General features: G+C 30.0%; 16 protein-coding genes. 15 read left to right on the forward strand and 1 reads right to left on the reverse strand.

Going from position 1 to position 20838, the window contains the following annotated elements:
- The first annotated feature begins 61 nt into the window (after positions 1-61).
- Both L3B98_RS13975 and L3B98_RS13980 read left to right on the forward strand, forming a co-directional pair.
- A complete protein-coding gene (locus L3B98_RS13975; protein ID WP_238917165.1) occupies positions 62-955 on the forward strand; it encodes a TIM barrel protein in 894 nt (297 codons plus the stop codon).
- A gap of 16 nt (positions 956-971) precedes the next feature.
- Entirely contained in the window at positions 972-1379 is a 408-nt protein-coding gene (locus tag L3B98_RS13980; protein ID WP_238917166.1) for a DUF6379 domain-containing protein, read from the forward strand.
- A gap of 36 nt (positions 1380-1415) precedes the next feature.
- Here the strand turns inward: L3B98_RS13980 and L3B98_RS13985 are convergent, their stop codons facing one another.
- A complete protein-coding gene (locus L3B98_RS13985; RefSeq protein ID WP_238917167.1) occupies positions 1416-1664 on the reverse strand; it encodes a LysR family transcriptional regulator in 249 nt (82 codons plus the stop codon).
- Between the two features lie 104 nt (positions 1665-1768).
- On the opposite strand from L3B98_RS13985, the gene L3B98_RS13990 reads away from it, so the two are divergent.
- The 13 genes from L3B98_RS13990 to L3B98_RS14050 all read left to right on the forward strand — a co-directional run bounded on the left by L3B98_RS13990 (position 1769) and on the right by L3B98_RS14050 (position 20837).
- A complete protein-coding gene (locus tag L3B98_RS13990) occupies positions 1769-2098 on the forward strand; it encodes a DJ-1/PfpI family protein (RefSeq protein WP_238917168.1) in 330 nt (109 codons plus the stop codon).
- Positions 2099-2335: 237 nt separating this feature from the next.
- Positions 2336-4327 (forward strand): methyl-accepting chemotaxis protein, encoded by a 1992-nt coding sequence (locus tag L3B98_RS13995; protein WP_238917169.1) that lies wholly within the window; start codon positions 2336-2338, stop codon positions 4325-4327.
- Between the two features lie 403 nt (positions 4328-4730).
- On the forward strand, positions 4731-6365 hold the full coding sequence (locus L3B98_RS14000; RefSeq protein ID WP_238917170.1) for an extracellular solute-binding protein: 1635 nt from the start codon (positions 4731-4733) through the stop codon (positions 6363-6365).
- Positions 6366-6386: 21 nt separating this feature from the next.
- Positions 6387-8249 (forward strand): sensor histidine kinase, encoded by a 1863-nt coding sequence (locus L3B98_RS14005; protein ID WP_238917171.1) that lies wholly within the window; start codon positions 6387-6389, stop codon positions 8247-8249.
- Between the two features lie 22 nt (positions 8250-8271).
- Positions 8272-9873 (forward strand): response regulator, encoded by a 1602-nt coding sequence (locus L3B98_RS14010; protein WP_238917172.1) that lies wholly within the window; start codon positions 8272-8274, stop codon positions 9871-9873.
- Between the two features lie 283 nt (positions 9874-10156).
- The gene (locus L3B98_RS14015; RefSeq protein WP_238917173.1) at positions 10157-10897 is read left to right on the forward strand and encodes a glycoside hydrolase family 16 protein; all 741 of its coding nucleotides are present in this window, start codon (positions 10157-10159) and stop codon (positions 10895-10897) included.
- A 135-nt stretch (positions 10898-11032) separates the two neighbouring features.
- Entirely contained in the window at positions 11033-14737 is a 3705-nt protein-coding gene (locus L3B98_RS14020; RefSeq protein WP_238917174.1) for a carbohydrate binding domain-containing protein, read from the forward strand.
- 315 nt (positions 14738-15052) lie between these two features.
- Positions 15053-15967, forward strand: a complete 915-nt coding sequence (locus tag L3B98_RS14025; protein WP_015394354.1) for a sugar phosphate isomerase/epimerase family protein — start codon at positions 15053-15055, stop codon at positions 15965-15967.
- 64 nt (positions 15968-16031) lie between these two features.
- Positions 16032-17093 carry a Gfo/Idh/MocA family oxidoreductase gene (locus L3B98_RS14030; RefSeq protein ID WP_238917175.1) on the forward strand — a complete coding sequence of 354 codons (1062 nt, stop codon included), beginning with the start codon at positions 16032-16034 and terminating at the stop codon, positions 17091-17093.
- Positions 17094-17295: 202 nt separating this feature from the next.
- Positions 17296-18300 (forward strand): TIM barrel protein, encoded by a 1005-nt coding sequence (locus L3B98_RS14035; protein ID WP_238917176.1) that lies wholly within the window; start codon positions 17296-17298, stop codon positions 18298-18300.
- A 12-nt stretch (positions 18301-18312) separates the two neighbouring features.
- Positions 18313-18708, forward strand: coding sequence for a DUF6379 domain-containing protein (locus tag L3B98_RS14040; RefSeq protein ID WP_238917177.1), 396 nt, complete (start codon positions 18313-18315; stop codon positions 18706-18708).
- 131 nt (positions 18709-18839) lie between these two features.
- The gene (locus tag L3B98_RS14045; RefSeq protein WP_238917178.1) at positions 18840-19796 is read left to right on the forward strand and encodes a flavodoxin family protein; all 957 of its coding nucleotides are present in this window, start codon (positions 18840-18842) and stop codon (positions 19794-19796) included.
- A 204-nt stretch (positions 19797-20000) separates the two neighbouring features.
- Positions 20001-20837, forward strand: a complete 837-nt coding sequence (locus L3B98_RS14050) for a methyl-accepting chemotaxis protein (protein ID WP_238917179.1) — start codon at positions 20001-20003, stop codon at positions 20835-20837.
- Position 20838: the final 1 nt, after the last annotated feature.

The following is a 20838-nucleotide window of genomic DNA, read 5'->3' on the forward strand; positions in this document are numbered from 1 at the left end:
TTTAATAATTGATTAATAGAAGTTTAAAATAAGAGATTACAAAAAGGAGGAATTTTATAATATGGATAATAAGCTTGAAAAACAAGGAAGACCAAAAAGAGGCGTATCATTGTATAGCTATAATGGAGATTATGGTGTTTCTATGAATTTAGAAGATATGTTTGTTGAAATGAAGGATATGGGTGCAAGAGGATTAGAAATTTTAGCAAATTCTTATATAGAAGGTTACCCAAACCCTAGTGAGGATTGGTTTCAAAAATGGGATAGACTTATTATAGAATATGATATTGTACCTGTTGAATACGGGCATTGGGTAGATTCTCGTTTGTATATGGGTAGAGAACTTACATCTGAGGAATCTCTTGTTATGTTAGAACGAGATTTTAAAATTGCTAATAGATTAGGATTCACTGTTCTTCGTACTAAGTTAGGGGTTATTGATGATGATTTAACACCAGTAACAAATTGGAGAGAGTTTATAAAAATGGCGTTGCCTTTAGCTGAAAAATATAATGTTCGTATGTGTCCTGAAATTCATGCTCCTACTCTTTTAAATTCTAAAATGGTTAAAGAATTTGTTGAATTTATTAAGGAAACAGGTACTAAATATTTTGGTTTGAACATTGATTTTGGTGTATTCCAAACTAAGTATTTAGATGCAAGTGAATATGGACCAGGGGATTGGGTACAACCACCAGGTAATCATAGTGAAGTAGAAGAAATTATTCCATTACTTCCATATGTATATTGCTGTCATGCAAAATTTGTAAAGATGTCAGAAGAGTGTGAGGAAGTTGTAATACCTTATGAAAAAATCATAAATACTTTAATAGAACAAAAATGGGATGGGTATATGTTAAGTGAGTACGAAGGACCATATGCAAAAAAGGCTGGATATCCTTCTATACAGGTAAGAAGACAACATATAATGATGAAAAAATTACTAGGAGAATAGGGAAAGGAGAAAAAGCATGCTAGATAGAGAATGTATACAATCAAGAGGTTTTAGAAATGTTGAGAATCAAGGAAAAATTACTGGTTTTCAATTTAATATTAGATCACTATATTACAGAGGACTTTGGCTTTCGCAGTTACGTTCCGCTACTATTACAGTAGATGGAGAAACTTTTTCAGGAGATCAAATTACATGGACTATAAGTGGCGTAACTTATGAGCAAGAGGAAATGCTTAAATTAGGAGATGTTCATTGGGGGCTTTTAGAACCAGCAACCCTTACAGCTAGAAAAGAAGGCGGTTTAAAGCCAGGAACTCATGATATTGAATTAACTTATCAATATAGTTCTTCATATTTTCCACCAGCTATGGACACGCTTCTTAGCAGTGCACCACATAATAGAAAATTAATCTTAGTACAATAAAATAAAAAGTATTTAGAGGCCATTTTAAAGTGGCCTCTAAATACTTTTTATTGTAGTTTCTAATAGATTTATCATTTGTTCACTACGCTTTTGTAAAAGTTTACCTGATTCTGTAATTTGAAATTTTCGGGTAGTTCTTTGAATTAATTGAGTATTTAATTCATCTTCTAATAGTTTTAGTTGTTGGCTTAAGTGTGGTTGGGTTATATGAAGTTTTTCAGCAGCTTTTGTTATATTTTCTTCCTTTATTATTTCAAGAAAGCAGGTTAGTTGTTTCAAGTCCATAGGATATATTACCTCAAATTATATATACATAAATATGTATATATGTAATAGTATATAGATATTTTTTATATTAATATTCCTTTGTTATAATGATATTTAGAAATATGAAAGATGATGAAAGCGTAATTGAATTAGTTAAATATTTTGATAAAGTACCTGAAAAGTTTGTTGCAGCTATTTGTGCAGCACCAATGGTTTTGGAGAAAGCAGGAATTGTAAAAGGTCGTACAATAACTTCATACCCTGGTGAAAAATATACTGCTTTGTTTAAGGAAGCAAACTATGTTGAAGATATAGTTGCAATAGATGATCATTTAATCACTAGCAGGGGACCAGCTACAACCTTACCTTTTGCTTATGCATTGGTAGGTGGTAATAGCAATGTTTTAAAAGAAGGAATGCTTTATAATATGGTGAGGAATAGTGATTTCTAATTGCATTATTATATTAGTCTATCTTTTAAAATTTAAGCAATAGTTAAGATAATACTTATGTGAATTTATAATATTCATTAAAATAAATTCATATAAGTGTTTTTTTGCTAAAATTTAATTTTATTAAAATTTAATCAAATAAAATTAGTAAATAATTAATATTGTTGATAGCGTATACATACGTGTAGTACAATTGTAATAAAGGTATAAAAGGAAAAAAGAAGCAGGAGGGGAAATATGCAATTAAAAAACAAATTTATTATTTTATTTACAATTTTTGCAATAATACCATTAGTTATCTCAGGAGTCATAGTTAGTTCAATTGTTCAAAACTCAAATAAAAAGGAAGCTTACTCTAGGCTAAATGAAGAATTGTTAGTTTCAGAACAATCTATGAATGGTACCATAGAAATGTTGAAAAATTTAGCTTTGGATTCCCAAAAAGATCCTACCCTAATACAGTATTTTAATAACACTACATCTGAAGAGTTGAAGGAACAAGTATCAAATAGTTTTGGAGATCAGTTAAAGAGATATGGAGTTTTTGCAAACATAATAGTAATTAGTGGAGACGAAAGACGTTTAACAGATGCTTTGAAAAAAGGAGTTGACAAAGATAAATCACCAATGCCTGATTATTTGGCAAAAGTTAAAGAAACAAAAAAATTAGTAGTTTCTAGTGTTAGAGCAAGTAATAGTACAGGAAGAGCAATAGTTGCAATTTGTGTTCCAATTCTAAATAATGATAAGCAAATAATTGGATATGTAATATATTCGGTGGATTTAGAAAAGATATCAGATAAATATGTTACTAATATTAAGATTGGATCATCAGGATATATTTTTGCTATACAAGAAGATGGAACAACTGCTTTACATCCTAATAAAGATGAAATATTTCAAAAGAATTTTTTAGATATAGGTATTTCCAAGGAAGTATTAAGCAAAAAATCTGGAATTGGTGAATATGAATATAATGGAGTAAAAAAAATAGTCGCATACGACAATAATAATGATATAGGATTAATTTATTTATCTGTTATACCAACAGCTGAACTTATGGGAACATCAAAAGAAGTTATTAGTTTAATGGGAATTATAGTTTTAATAGCTTTGATTATTTCAATTATTTTTGCAGTAATAATGTCGAGAAGATTTACAAATAGCATTAATAGCGTTGTTAAGGCTATGGGATTTATTGATGAAGGTGATTTTACAACTAAGATTGAAGTTAAAAGCAATGATGAAGTTGGCATCATGGGAACTAAAATAAATAATACTATGGAAAAATTGAGATTTTCAATATCTGGAGTTAAAGAAAGCAGTGGAGACGTTAGTAATTTATCAAATACCTTAACAAATAATTCTAAAGAAATGTCAGTAGCTGCAAATGAAGTTTCTGCAGCTATTGGAGAAATAGCTAATGGAGCAATGGATCAAACTCGCCAGCTATTGGATATAACTAAACAATTAGATATGTTTAATGATGAATTAAATGATATTCATGATAAAATTTCGAACGTTAATATAAGTAGCAAAAAAGCTGAAGACAAAGCTGTTTTAGGAAAAAATTTTATTGGATCATTAACTAAATCAGTTAATGATGTTAAGCAGTCATTTACACTTGTTACTAATAAGATTAATGGTTTAGGTAGTACTGTAAGTGAAATAGGGAAAATAACGGATTCTATTAATGAGATTTCAGAACAAACTAATCTTTTAGCTTTGAACGCAGCTATTGAAGCAGCAAGAGCAGGGGAACAAGGAAAAGGCTTTGCAGTAGTTGCAGATGAAGTCAGAAAATTAGCTGAAGAATCCAGCAAATCAGCTTCCGAAATAATGAATCTAATAAATTTAGTTAGTGGAGAAACAAAAGAAGTTATTGTTACTTCGAATGGAATGAATGAGCTAATTAGTGAGCAGGCTCAAGTTATTGAAAAAACAATTGAATCCTTTGATAATATATTAAAGTCTGTTCAAGATATTACTCCTGTTGTTAATGAAACATATAATTCGGTTAAAAATGCAATTAAAGCAAAAGATATAGTTGTAGGTAAAGTTGAAGGAGTGGCATCTGTTGCAGAAGAGGTTTCTGCTTCAACAGAAGAAATATCGGCATCCGCAGAAGAAATGGTTGCTTCAATAGAAGAGGTTTCAGGTGTAGCTGTTCAATTAGATAAATCAGTAGAAACACTAGTAGATAAAATAGATGGATTTAAAGTAATTTAATAGTTATAGAAGATATTTAGTTTAAAATAATAAAATCACCATAAGTAATCATAAATTGCTAATAGTGGTTTTATTATTTTTTATTCTTTAGGAATTTATAATAAAGTTAAATCTGTGGATAACTTATTGAAAAGGCCAATTAAGTAGGTTTTGTGTGTAAAAAAGAATAAAAAATAAATCTTATTCGCCTGCCAGATTTTTCTCACATGCGTTCGAAAAGGCAGATGCGTAAAAAAAATCTCCGGCTCCACAGTCGCCTGCGATTTTTTTATGGAAATAATATAGAGGATTTAATAGGATATTAAGCAATTGACTTATAATTTTTTAAAAAGTATAATTTTAAAATAAAGTTTTAAATTACCGTTTAGCAATATTTTTATACTGCAAAAGGGGGGGAGTATATATGAGAAAACAAAATGTAAAGGTTTATAGAGGTATTATAGCCTTAGCTGCAATGTCTATGCTTCTTACAGCATGTTTTTTATTTGATAAAAAAATAGAGAGTGTAGTTAATAAGACCTATGGTGAAGAAGGAAAAAATATGGATATAACACCCATAACTTTTGATTGGTATATTGATTTTTCTTGGTTTCAAACTAAATGGGGGACAAATCCTGTTTCAAAATATGTTTCTGAGAAAACTGGTGTTAGTTTAAACTTAATAACTCCAAGCGGTGATGAGACAGAAAAATTAAATTCTATGATTGAAACTGGTAAATTGCCAGATCTTATTACATTAAGTTCACAAGATTATGGATATAAAAGGATAATTCAGAGTGGTTTAGCATTACCGCTTGATAAGATATCAGAACAATATGATGCATATTTTATGAGAGTTGCAGATAAACAAAAATTGGAATGGTATAGAGAAAGCGATGGAAATGTATATTGCTATCCAAACTTTTCAAGTCCAGTAACTGATTTTAGCGATTACAAAGAAGAAAAGCCATCAAATCAAACATTTTTAGTTAGGAAAGATATATATGAAGCTTTAGGAAAACCTGATATGAGAACACCACAAGGTTTTTTAAGTGCCCTTGAAAGGGCAAAAAAAGAATTTTCGAAAGTTGATGGCCATGAATTGATACCTATAGGCTTTCATGAGTTCAATGATTATGGAAATCTTTCTTTAGATAGTATTTTGCCTAATTTTTTAGATGTTCCTAGAGAAGAGAATGGAAAAGTATATGATAAAAATATAGATAAAGAATATATAGGATGGTTAAAAACTTTAAGAGAAGCTAATGAAAGAGGATTGCTATCGAAGGAAATTTTTGTTGATAAAAGAGCTCAGATAGAAGAAAAGATAACAGAAGGAAGATATTTTGCAATGCTCTATCAAAGCTCTGACATGTCAGCTCAGCAACTGGAATTATACTCTAGAGATAAGAATAAAGTATATATGGCTATAGATGGGCCTTCAAACTCTAGGTTAGATCAGCCTAAACTAGCAGGAGATAGTATTTCTGGATGGACAGTTACCTTGATTTCAAAGACCTGTAAAGATCCAAAGAGAGCTATAAATTTTTTAAGTTATTTAATTAGTGAAGAAGGAAATAAAGATTTGTATTTGGGAATAAAAGGATTAACTTGGGATGTAATTAATGGAAAGGAACAGTTTAAACCAGAAGTGGTAGATTTGCTAAACAAAGATAGAATAGCTTTTGATAATAAATATGGTGCGGCAAATACCTATTGGATGCTGTCAGATGGTGACTTAATACAGAAATGGATGCCAGAAAAAGAGAAGCCACTAAGTATAATAAGTGACTGGGCTAAGGGGAAGACGTATAATTATTCCTTATTTGATAACATTTATCCGTATGGAGATAATGAGGAAGGAATAGCTTTTGTGAGAATAAACAAAAAATGGGGAAATACATTAAAGAATCTGCTTATTGCTAAGAACGAGAATGAATTTGATAAACTACTAAATGAATTTATCTCATATAGAAAAGAACAAGGTTGGGATAAGATACAAAAATATGCTCAACAAAAATATGAGGAAAATAAGAAGAAGCTAAATGTAATTAGATGAATTAAAATAGGAGTTGCTTAAATGAAAAATAAAGCTGTTATTTCGTGGGAAAAAATTAAGCAAACATTAAGTGATCAAAGTTTAATAAAAAAATTAATTACCATGTATATATTCATTATTGGTATTCCGATAGTAATATTTTCTTTATATATATTTAGTTCTCTTTCAGAGAATGCAAAACATGATGCAGTAAATAGAGCTAATTATGATATCAGCACTGAATATGATAGTGTTGAAAAGAATGTTTATATAATGAGAAATATAATTAAGACTATAGAATCTGATAATCAAGTAATAGGATATTTACAGGGAGTTGATAATCAAGAAGCAAAAGAACTAATTGAGTTTAAAGAAACAACCTATAAGCAATTAATTAATCTGCAAAATAGTAATCCAACAATTAAACAAATAAATATATTTACTAGCAATTCTAATATAAGTGAAATTTGGCCTACTTTTTATAAAATAGACAGAATTATGGATAATGAATGGTATAAAAAAGTTATTAAAAAAAATGGTTCAGAATATTGGAATATTAATCATTATGATAATGATATTGTGGTTAAATCAACTTTAAATGATGAATCAAAAGATGTAGTAGTTTCTATTAATAAAAGGATTACTTATTCAAGTGATAAGTATTATGGTATTTGCAGGGTAACTATGGATTCCAAGGATTTTTTTCAAAAAATGTACGAAAAAGATGAGTTGAAAAGTGGACAAATATTATTAGTAAATAAAGAAAATATGGATATGAAAACAAATGAAAATAGTACACTGCTTAAAAAATTTAATTTCGATAAAAAAAAGTTTCAGGAATTTATTAAAGATAAATTGGAACATGAAAAAGGAGAAGTGAATTATAATCAAGGTAGTGAAGATTATATTATACTATACAAAGAGTCACCTATTCCAAACAATTACTTAATAAGTGTTATCCCATTAAATAACATTTCTCAAGAAATTAAAAATTCTAAATATCTTGCTATTTGGAGTTCAATTTTTTTGCTGATATTTCTATCAGTAGTAGTATTTTTCGCAACTAAAACTATTCTAAAAAGATTATACAAAATAATTTCTGCAGTTAAACAGGTAAGAACTGGAGATTTAATGCCAAGCATAGAGGTTTATGGTAATGATGAAGTTGGAGTGCTTGCCCATAATTTTAGACAAATGATGAAAACTATAGATATATTGATTAAGGAGAGCGTGAATAAAGAAATAATAACCAAAGAAGCAGAACTAAAAGCATTAAAAACTCAAATAGATTCACATTTTCTATATAATACTCTTGAGAATATTAGGATGATGGCATTAGTTGAAGAAAATTACATGGTATCTGATTGTTTAGCGGCTTTAGGTGATATGATGAGATATAACATGAAATGGAATAGTGAGTTTGTGCCACTGAGTGAAGAAATAAGTCATATTAAAAATTATATATCATTAATGACTCTAAGATATGATTTTGAAATAATTTTAAATATTAATATTGAGCCGGAATTTCTAGACAGAAAAATATTAAAATTGACTATTCAACCCTTAGTGGAAAATGCAGTGAAGCATGGTATTTCAGAAAAATTAATGAGTGAAAATGGTATTATTTCCATATCTGTTGCTATTGATGAAGAATATTTATATTTAAATGTGAAAGATGATGGAAAGGGAATGGATATAAACAAAGTTCAGGAGTTACAGAATCATATAAACGAAAATATAGATAAAAAATATGGTCTTGGACTTAAAAATGTTAGTGATAGAATAAAGCTTTTTTACGGTAAACAATATGGTATTATGATTGAAGCTCACGAAGGGGGTTATACACAAATAACACTTAAGCTGCCAAATTCTATAGATAATCCATTAGAAGTATTAAGTAAATAAGAATTTTAAAGGGGGGAAAAGTTTGTATTCGGTAATGATAGTAGATGATGAACCAATTATCAGAAAAGGATTAAAAAAAATAATCAACTGGGAGGAATATGGTTTTAAGATAGCTTGTGAAGCACGAGATGGAGAAGATGCACTTGAGCTAATTAAAGAATATAACATAGATTTTATTATATCAGATATAAAGATGCATAAAATAACAGGAATTGAGTTATTAAGAAAAATTAGAGAAAATGGATTAGATACTTTAGTACTATTATTAAGTGGCTATGATGAATTTTCATATGCACAAGAGGGGATAAGACTTGGGGCCTTTGATTATATATTAAAACCATTAGATGCTCAAAAACTGAAAAACATATTAATTAATGCTTATGATAAATTGGCAATGAAAGAAAAAAAGGATCATGAATATAATGTAAATAAAATTATTTCGGGAGAAAAAATTTTATATGACTTATTAAGGGGAAAAAATTTAATGCTTATTGATGAATATATTTCGCAGTATAATCTTCCTTTAGTTAAAGGTAAAGTTCAAGTTGCAATTGTTGAGATTAATGAAATTATTATAAGCAGTGAAGATTTAACTGAAAACGACGAATGGAGTTATTTAAATAATAAGGTTAATGATTTAATAGAGAAAGAATTGAAAAAGAGTGATATAGAATATTTTTCTGTGTTAGATGGAGATTTTGGTAAAAAAATCATTCTTGTACAAATGGAAAAAGATATTGAGCTATCCGATTTTAATCAAAAGTTTGTTGCAGTTTTAAAGAACATACTTAAAATTAGCAGTGAAAACTACCAGATAAAATTAAATATTGGGGTTGGAAATGCTTATGATCAATTATATAGTATTTACAAAAGTTATTTAAATGCTAAAGAGGCATTAAAATACAAATATGTGCTTGGAACTAATAAACTAATTCAATTAACCGAATTAGCAGAAATAAGAAAGAAAAATTTTGTTTATCCAATTGAAAAGGAAAAGGCATTAATAAATTCAATACTTATAGGGAGAGATGATTCTTTAAATATGCTTCGAGAACTAGTTGGTGAAATAGCAAGTATGTTGAATTTTGATATTTTTAGCATAAATATTGCGTTTACTCAAGTAGTGTACAATATTTATAATAATGTGCTTAAAAAATATAGTTTTTTAGAAGATATATATGATTTAAGCCAAATAACAAACATTGGATTTTTAGGAGTTGAAACACTGGAGAATATTGAGAAACAATTAATTGATAATATAAATAAACTAATATTGATTATAAAGGAATACAACCTAAATCAGGGTGATAATATAGTTCAAAGAGCTTGTGAATATGTACTTAATCATATAGATGAGGATATTACATTAACAGCTATAGCAAATAATTTTAATATAAGTAAGAATTATTTATGTTCAATATTCAAACAGCAAACAGGAGAAAATTTTTTAGAATATACAACAAGAGCAAAGATGGAACGAGCCAAAATATTATTAAAGAAGTATGATTATAAAGTTTACGAGGTTAGTGATATGCTTGGATATAAGGAAACAGCATATTTTGGTAAGCTCTTTAAAAAGTATACCGGTTACACTCCAGTTGAATATAAAAAATGTAATATTTAAAATAAAGGAGAGATTCTTAATAAGGATCTCTTCTTTTTTGTTTTTTATGTAAATGTTTAAAGTTAGTAATTTTTTAATAGGTTATCGTAATTTTGTACCATTCTAGTAAACATTATTTTAATATATCATAAAGGTGTCAAAAGAAATAAGGGGGTAAAAAAGTGAAGAAAAAATATTATCTCAAAAGAAGTTTATTAGCGGTATGACTGCAGGAGCTGTTAAAGGATAAATGATACTTAAATACAAATTTTGTTAGTAATTTGATTTTTAGGAGGAAAAATGTATGAAAATGAAAAAATTAAAAATTGCAGCATTAGGAATTCTAGTAGGTACTTTCTTAGTAGGAGCTGTAAGTCAAACAACAGCTTATGCATTGACTACAACACACTTTGGTGAGGCTTTTAATTCTTACAATACAACAGCTTGGTCAAAATCAGATGGCTGGTCAAATGAGGACATGTTTAATTGTACTTGGAGAGCTAGTAATATTAATTTTAGCAATGGAGTTATGAATCTTACCCTTAATAAAGATACCCAAGGGGGAGCTAAGCCATATGCAGGTGGAGAATATCGTTCAAAGGATACCTATAGCTATGGGCTTTACCAAGTAAGAATGAAACCAGCGAAAAATACTGGCATAGTTTCCTCATTCTTCACCTATACCGGACCAACAGACGGTACTCCTTGGGATGAAATTGATATTGAATTTTTAGGTAAAGATACTACAAAGGTACAATTCAACTATTATACAAATGGTGTAGGCAATCATGAGTATCTTTATAATTTAGGTTTTGATGCATCTTCTAGTTTTCATACTTATGCGTTTAACTGGCAGCCAACGTATATTGCGTGGTTAGTAGATGGAAAAGAAGTTTATAGAGCAACTAAAAATATTCCAACACATGCTGGTAAAATCATGATGAATTTATGGCCTGGAAAAGGTGTAGATTCATGGTTAGGTGCCTATAATGGAGTAACCCCAATTAATGCATATTATGATTGGGCAGCGTATGATCCTCAGTAGAAATATATGGTTAGCTATAGAAAGTTGGCTTTGAAGTATGACAAATTGTGAAATTTTAAATTAAAATTTATAAGCGAGTAATCATAAGCAATTAATGAAAACACAAAAAATAGTACGAAGGAGAATTTACCATAGATGAAGAAAGTTAAATTGAGAAAAGTTATAGCTGCAGTAGTTGCAACAAGCATAATCCCAGCAATCTTATCAAGCGGTGCAAGTGCTGAATGGAAGAAGTCGTCAGAAAATGGTACGTGGAGTTATATAGATAATAATGAATTGGCTACAAATTGGAAGTTAATAGATGGAATTTGGTATAATTTCGATTCAGCAGGAGTAATGAGAACTGGTTGGATAAACGATAATGGAACTTGGTACTTTGCAGATGCAACAGGAGCAATGAAAACAGGCTGGATAAATGACAAGGGGGCTTGGTATTTTGCAGATGGGTCAGGTGCAATGAAAACTGGTTGGATAAATGATAAAGGAACGTGGTATTATACAGATGCATCAGGAGCAATGCAAACTGGTATAGTTGAAGTTAATGGAAAAGTATACTCCCTTGCAGCATCAGGAGCAATGCAAACAGGTAAAGTTATGATAGATAATAAGGAATATAACTTTAGCAATAATGGAGATGCAGTTGGAGAAATACCAAAGGTGTCTAAAACATTTGATGGTAAAGGAGTTAGTGTTACGAAACAAGCTGATGAACCAGCAAATACTGAGAATTTACCAACTCTTACAGCATCTAAAAAATCATCGTCAAATAAATCCTCATCTGGTAATCCAGGATCAAATATTATAAATACTAATCAAGAACAGGATAAGTGGAAGTTAGTGTGGAGTGATGAGTTTAATTGGAATAGCTTAGACCCTAATAAATGGAGTTATCAATATGGAAATGGAACTGAATATAATGCAGTAGATTGGGGAAATAATGAAAAAGAATTCTATACTGATAAGAATACGAAAGTTGAAGATGGAAACCTTATTATAGAAGCAAGAAAAGAAGAAACGCCAATTAAATATGGTGATAAAGAATATAAATATTCGTCAGCCAGAATCAGAACCTTAGGTAAATATAGTAAGACTTATGGAAAAATAGAAGCTGCTATTACTATGCCAGAAGGTCAAGGACTATGGCCAGCATTTTGGATGTTACCAGATGATAATAATATATATGGTAGATGGGCTGCCGGTGGAGAAATAGATATTATGGAGGCAAAAGGAAGAGTTCTTAATAATGTTTGGGGAACAATTCATTTTGGTAAGGAATGGCCTAATAACACATCTAGTGGTAGTCATTATACATTCCCAGCAGGAAAAGATATTACTGGTAAGCATATTTATTCTGTAGAGTGGGATCCAGGAGAAATTAGATGGTATGTTGATGGAGAATTATATTACACTGCTAATAATTGGTTTAGTCAAGGAGCTAATGAACCAGCTCCATATGCTTACCCAGCTCCATTTGATAGAAATTTTCATATTATTTTAAATATGGCAGTAGGAGGAGATTATGATGGTGGTTTACAACCAGATGATTCCTTTAAATCTGCACAAATGAAAGTAGATTATGTAAGAGTATATGATTTGAATGGTGAATATCCAGTACATGATAATCCAGCAACTTATGCTGGACCAATAAAAGGTGCAAGAACTCCTTTAAGTAATGGAAGCTACATTATTGATCCTAAGTTCAAAAATATAAAAAATTCTACAGATGGGGAACTTTCTTTTGATAATTGGAACTTCTTAACTGCTGGTGTAGGAAAAGCTACATTTAATAATTCAGGTGATGGATTAGATTTGAATATAGATAATGGAGGAGATAAAAATTACTCGGTACAGCTAATTGATCATGTTCCATTAAGGCTTAATAAAAAATATACATTAAAATTTAAAGCAAAAGCAGATAAAGCAGCAACCGTAGAAGCACAATTTGGTGGTGGTTCAGATAGAGGTTGGAAGAAATATTCAGATGCATTTAAAGTTAATCTTACAAATGAAGAAAAAGAATATGAATACTCATTTGTAATGAAAGATACTCCTAATGTACATGGTAGACTAGAATTCAATCTTGGATTAACTAATGATATTAATATTCATCTTAATGATGTAGAAGTAACAGAAACCGATGCAGATGTAGAGGATAATGCAAGTACAGCAAAAGAGCCATTAGAAAATGGAAATCATATTTATAATGGAAGCTTTAATTTAGGAGATAATAGAGTAGGTTTCTGGGATTTTAAAGGTGAAGGTGCTACCTTTAAAAGCGAAAAGGATAAAGAACAAGCTGAAGTAACAATACCAGTTGCAGGAGATAAAAATGGTGTTATATTATCTCAAACAGGAACTAACTTGCTACAAAGCGATGTATATAAACTTACATTTAAAGCGCATGCATCTAAAGACAGAACAATGGATGTAAAATTTGTATCAAAAGATGGACAAACATATTCACAAAATACATTTAATTTAACAACTACAGATCAAGAATATGAATATGAATTTACTATGCCAGAAGGAAAAACTGATACAAATTCGATTACAGAATTTTTAATGGGAAATGCTGATGGTAAAGTTTTTATTGATGATATTAAACTTATAAGAACAACAAATAACAATGTAAATTACGATGGTGTGGATTTATATCCAATTAAAAATGGAGATTTTAGTTTAGGATATAATTATTGGCAAACTCTTGATAATCAAGCTGGTTCAAAAGCAGATTTTAGCATAACAGATGATGCAGATAAAGCAGCAGCTATTGATGTTAAAGCTTTGGGCACAGAAAATTGGAATGTAATGTTATATAGTGATGATATGAAATTATCAAAAGGAGTAAACTATACTTTAGAATTTGATGTTTGGGCTGATGAAACTAGAGATATTGTAGCAAAGATTGAGGAAAATGCTAATTATACTTCTTATGCTTCAAAAACCTTAGCACTTAAACCGGATAAACAGCATGTAATTTTAAATTTTACAATGCCTAAAGATGATACGACACAATTGAAATTCTTATTTGGTAATACAAGTAATCCTAAATTAACAAAAGTATATGTTGATAATGTCTCACTTAAAGTAAAAGATGCACTGGTTAAAATGCCAGCAACATTAGTACCAGACAATACAAACAATACAATTGGAAATGATATTAATATTGCTTATGCAGGTGGAGACAATGGCTGGAAAGACTCAATCAGCAAAATAAGTGAAAATGGAAATGATGTTGATAAAAGCTTATATACAGTAGCAGATGGTAAAATAACCTTGGATAAGAGTGTATTTACTGAAAAAGGTGATTATAATATTGTTGTAAAGGCCAATGGTTTTGATGATATAAAAGTAAGTCAAACTATAAAAGCAGCAGCAGGAACAATAAATCATGATAATCTCATTACCAACGGAGATTTTACTTCAGAATTCGGCAATTGGGGACATTTTGCTACAACTCCAGCTGCAGCAACTTTTAGTATAACAGAAGATGCAGATAAAGCAGCAGCTATTGATGTAACAGCATTAGGTACATCAGCGGCTTGGGATGTGATGTTATTTAGTAATGATATAAGTTTATTCAATGGTGAAAAGTATGTTTTAGAATTTGATGCTTGGTCTGATGAAGCTAGAGATATAGTAGCTGAGATTCAGGAAAATGCTACGTATCATTCATATGCGGAAGAAACAGTGTCCCTTACACCAGATAAGAAACATGTAATTATAAAATTTACAATGCCTAAGGATGACGTTGCTCAACTGAAATTTTGTTTTGGGAACACAAGCAATCCTGCATTAACAAAAGTGTGTATTGACAATGTTTCACTTAAAGTAGAATAAGTATAAATAAGTTGAGGCTGATGCAAAACTGACAGAGTTAGTATTGCATCAGCTTATTTTTTTATTGTTTAGTATACAAGGTTGAAATTCATGATAAGTAAGAAAAGATTAAAAAATTAATTCGATTTTTTAACTTTTCTTTTCTTTTAAAAAAAAATAATTGATTTAAACAACATTAAAGATAGAAATGGATAATTAAAAGAATGCGTTTACAATATTAAAAAAGGTACAATAAGCATGTGAAAAGAATATGTATTAAAAAATTTCTAAAAGATATGTAGATTTATATAAATTAAGTTAAAGGAGATGTATATTATGAAATTAGGATTAAACAGTGCTATTTTAGGAGATTTAACCTTTGAAGAATTAGTTGATTTTGCAGCTGAAAATAATTTAGAATGTCTAGAAGTTTGCTGTTGGCCAAAAGGTAAAGCGGAAAGAAGATATGCTGGGGTATCTCATATTGATGTAGCAGATTTAAGCGAAGATAAAGTCACATATATTAAAAATTATTGTAAAGAAAAAGGCATTGAAATATCAGCTCTTGGATATTATCCAAATACAATGGACCCAGATTTAGAAAAAAGAAAAGTATATGTTGAACATCTTTACAAATTAATAGATGGAAGCAATAAGCTTGGCGTAAGTATGATAACAACATTCTTAGGAAGAGATCCAAAGAAAACTGTTGAAGAAAATTTAGAAGTAGTAAAAGAAGTATGGCCTCCAATTGTAAAATATGCTGAAGAAAAAGGTGTGAAGATAGCAATTGAAAATTGTCCAATGTTATTTACTAATGATGAGTGGCCAGGGGGACAAAACTTAATGACAACACCAGCTATTTGGAGAAAAGTATTTGAAATACTTAATAGTGATAACTTTGGATTAAATTATGATCCATCTCACTTTGTATGGCAACACATTAATTATATTAAGCCAATATATGAATTTAAGGATAAAATCTTCCATGTTCATTATAAGGATATAAAAATCTTCAAGGATAAATTAGATGATGTAGGAATAATGGCTACACCACTTCAATATATGTCACCTAAATTACCAGGGCTTGGAGACATAGATTGGGGTAAATATGTTTCTGCTCTAACAGACATAGGTTACAAAGGTTACACATGTATAGAAGTTGAAGATAAAGCCTTTGAAGGTTCAATAGAAGAATGCAAGAAGTCAGCAATTTTATCAGCAAGATATTTAAGAAATTTTGTAATCTAAACAAAGCAGATTTAAAGAGAATTCTGCAAAAGTATTTTTATTTAAAGAAAGGATGGAATTAAAAATGAAAGTTAATTTTGGAATAATAGGCTTTGGATTTATGGGGCATATTCATGAAAAAATGTTTGATTCTATGGAAGATATAAAGGTAGTAGCAATTTGTGATATAGATGAAGAAAAAATGTCAGATGCAATTACTGAAGGAGTCATAAAGACTACTAGCGTTGACGAATTATTGGAAATTAAAGAAATAAACACTGTGGTAATTTCAATAAGTAATCATGTGCATAAAGAAGCTGTAATAAAAGCAGCAAAAGCAGGTAAAAACATAATTTGTGAAAAACCAGCAGCTATGAGTGTAGCAGAATATGATGAAATGATAGCAGTTGTAAAAGATGCGGGAGTATTATTTACAGTACATCAACAACGTAGATTTGACGAAGATTTTAGAACTGCAAAAGAAGTATATGATCAAAAAGCATTAGGAAAAGTATTTACAATTCAATCAATGTTATATGGAATTAATGGAAACATGCATGATTGGCATGTATTCAAAAAATATGGGGGCGGAATGTTATATGACTGGGGAGTTCATTTAATAGACCAAATGCTTTATATGGTGGATAGTCCAATAAAGACAATATATGCTGATTTAAGAAATGTTATAAATGAAGAGGTAGATGATTACTTTAAAATTTTATTTAGATTTGAAAATGGAATAACTGGAGAAGTTGAACTTGGAACTTATTTCTTAGCTGATAAGCCAAAGTGGTTTGAAAGACATTGGTTTATTGGTGGAGATACAGGCAGTATGTACTGTGATGGTTTTGAGCCAGAAGGGAAAATTGCAAGAACAACAAGACTTCTTACAAATGTTCCAGGGAAAACAACTATGACAGCTTCAGGTCCTACTCGTTCTTTTGGACCACCACCAGAAGGATTATTAGTTACAGAAGAATTACCAAAAGTAGATGTTGCTCATATTATGTTCTTCGAAAACTACTTAAAGGCACTTGAAGGAAAAGAAGAGTTATTAGTTAAGATACCAGAAGTAAGAAGAGTACTTGCTGTAATGGAAGCAGTTAGAGAATCAGCAGCAACAGGCAGATCAATAGACTTTGAGTAATAGTATATTTAATAATTAAGGATATGATTTCCAATTAATTGCATTTATAGCTGATAAGTTAAGAGTCAAGAAATCTTAACTCTTAACCTTGAACTCTTAATTGATTGAAAAATTTCAGTTTGATAACAAAATCATTAGATTTTATATATTACAGTGTTTAAACATTAGAAAATGAAATAGATAAAAGAAAGGAAGATAGTTTATGTCAAATATTAAACGTTCAGTAAGTTTTTATAGCTTACAAGATCAATATGCTAGAGGAAAAATGAAGTTAGGAGATATATTCAAATTCTTAAAAGAAATGGGAGCTGAAATGGAATTCATAAGTGATCAAATGCTTAAAGGAACTCCTCATCCATCAGAAGAAACATTAAAAGAATGGGATAGGCTTATGGCTGAATATAAAGTTAAACCAGTTTGTAATGATATCTTTATAAATACTTGTTTATATAAAAATAGAACTTTAACTACTAAGGAATCAACAGATGCTTTAATTGAAGAAATAAAATTAGCTCATCGTTTAGGTTTTAAGTTAGTTAGACTTGTATCAAAAACACCTCCAGAAATCATAGAACCAGCATTACCTTATGCAGAAAAGTATGATGTAACTTTAGCTTTAGAAATTCATGGTGGTATGAGTTTTGATAATCCTATGACTAAAGCATTTATTGATGTAATTCATAAAACAAAATCACCATACTTAGGAATAGTTGTTGATGCAGGAATCTTCTGTAGAAGACATCCAAGAGTAGCAACAGAGTATTTTAGAAGCTTAGGTGTAAATGAAGAAGTAATTAAATATGTTGATGATATTTTTGCACAAGGAACTGATCCAAAGCAATTCTTTACAAAACATGGTGGAAGACCTAAAGAATTATTAGGTTTATGTAAAACAGAACTTGATCATATGTATACATTGTTCTGTGATGGATATGAATCAAGTGACTTCAGCATTTTAGATGAACATATGCCATATGTAAAACACATTCATGGAAAAGTATATGAAATGACTGAAGAAGGCGTAGAATATTCAATTCCATATGATGAATTTATTAAATATTTAGATGAAAAAGGATATGATGGATATATTTCAACTGAATATGAAGGTAATAGATTTACTCTTGAAGGTGCAGAAGTTAAAGAACTTGAACAAGTAAAAATGCATCAAGAAATGTTAAAGAAATATATTGAAGAGCTAGGAAGATAGGAGGAAAGCAGCATGTTTGATAATTACGTATTTAGTGAAAATAGCTGTAAAAACGTATTAAATAAAGATGGGAAAATTGATGGTTTTGAAATGAAGACATTAATTACTTACTACAGAGGAGTACCAGTATCTATGGTACATGATGTAAGAGTAGAAGTAGATGGTGTTGAAGTTCCAAGAGAAAACATTAAATTTAGTCCAAATGGAGAAGATTATTTCACTTTAGATGAAATGGAAACAGTTACTACATATAGATGGGAATATGGAGAAGAAGCTACCGTTTTTGTCGAAAGAGAAGGCGGACTTTCTAAAGGTGAACATGATGTTAAATTAACAACAGTGTTAAGAGTAGCATATATACCAGTACCATTTGAAGGGACAAAAATTAGAAAAATTGTTATAGAATAGATCTAATATGACAGATGTTAATGCTCAATGATCAGATTTTAGATCACTAATCTTGACCATTGAGCATTGATGGTTAATTAAAATAATGTTTGAAAAAAATTAATATTAAGTGAAAAGGGAGAATATAATATATGTCTAAAAAGAAAGTATTAGGTATTTCATTTGGAAGAAAAATGGGGAATACTGAAGTTATGATTAAAACTGCATTAATGGAATGTGAAAAAGCTGGAGCAGATATACAATTCATTCGTGCTGACGATTTAAATATTGCAGATTGTACAGGTTGTATTGCTTGTGTAATGAGTTTATTACAAGGTGGAAATGGAAATTGTGTTTTAAAGGATGATATGCACATTATAGATGAAGCATTAATGGAATGTGATGCAGTTATAGTTGGATCACCTACATATGTATTAGCGCCAACAGGTAAATTCAAAACTGTATGTGATAGACTAGGGCCTTCTCATGACCTTGCATTTAGAACAGAAGCCAAAAAAGCTGGAATAGCAGCTGGAAGGCCAGCAGAAAAATTACCTGATGAAAGATCATTTAAGCCAAGAGTAGGTGCATTAATTACTGTTGGTGGAGCAATGACACAAAACTGGTTATCATTTGCTATGCCATCTATGTATGAATTTACAATATCAATGGGAACTAATGTTGTAGATAAATATGAATATTTTGGTGCTATGGCTCATGAACATGTTGTTGGAAACACTGAAGTAATGAACCGTATGGTAGTAATGGGACAAAATATAGCAGATGCTATAAAGTGTGAAACAGAAGAAGAAAGAAACAAATGGAGAGGTGCTGACGAAGGAGTATGTCCAGTATGTCACTGTGATATGCTTACTGTAATTCATAATAAAAATGTAGTAGAATGTCCAGTTTGTGGAATCAGCGGAGATTTAGCTTTAGTTGATGGTGAAATTAAAGTAAACTTTAGTGAGGCTCAGCAAAAACGTTCAAGATTATTCTATGCTGGTAAATTAGAGCACCAAGTTGAAATCTCAACAAAAGCAGTTGGACCAGGACAAATTCCCAATAAGAAAGAATTACTTGAAAAATATAAAGGTTATGGAGAATAAGTAGACAAATTATACCAGATGAAGTTTTTCATAATAATGGTATGTTTTAGAGGCTTATAGATTAATAATACTTGAATAAAATTACTTAAAACTGAGCTGTTGTAACAAATATGCTCAGTTTGTTTGGTTTAATTTTTTGATTGGATAAAGTGTACTTAAGGAAAGTTTCAATCTATATGGATTACGAAGGGAAGGTTAATTAAAATGGAAAAGGCATTCGAAAAAATGATTTATGCGGCATCAGTGATTAGTGAGTTATTTGAAGGAAATGCAGCAATAAATATTTGTGATAAAGAACAATGTATATATGCTTTGGATGGAACAAAAGCAAAATCACCTATGTATGTGGGGCAAGTTATAGATAATGAAGTTATGAATAAAAATGGCATCAATGAAAACATATACAAAAGGAAAAAAAGCATTACAAGCATATATGATAAGGCTCATTATGGATTTTCATTTAAGGCTATTGCAACTCCAATCTTTAATGAAGAAAAAGAGGTTGTTGGCTGGTTTGGTGTAAGCATGGATATGAAGGAATACGATGAAATTGTAACTGCTACAGAACATCTAAAGCTTTCATTAGATGAAACAAAAATAACAACAACAGATATAGCAAACTCAGCAGTTAATTTGTCAGAGAAAGTAAATTTCTTAATTGAAAATACAGAAAATACAGAAAAATTAATTGATGAAGGCAGCGAAGCCATAAAGTTAATTGAAAATATTGCAAGGCAGTCTAATCTTCTTGGGCTTAATGCAGCAATTGAATCTTCAAGGGCTGGAGAATATGGAAAAGGCTTTTCGGTGGTAGCTGGTGAAATGAGAAAATTAGCACTAAATAGTGCTGAATCTTCTAAAAAAATTTCAGAAGCGCTAAATCAAATGAGTCAGAGCATGAAAGTTATTATTAAAACAATAAATGAATTAGGGGGGATTTCTACTAATCAAGCTGCAGGCTTAGAAGAATTATCTGCTACAGTTGAAGAAATTTCAGCAAATTCAGAAGTTTTAGTAGAGCATATCAAAGCTAATAAATAAT

The organism is Clostridium sp. YIM B02555 (assembly GCF_022320955.1).
GTDB lineage: Bacteria > Bacillota > Clostridia > Clostridiales > Clostridiaceae > Clostridium > Clostridium saccharoperbutylacetonicum.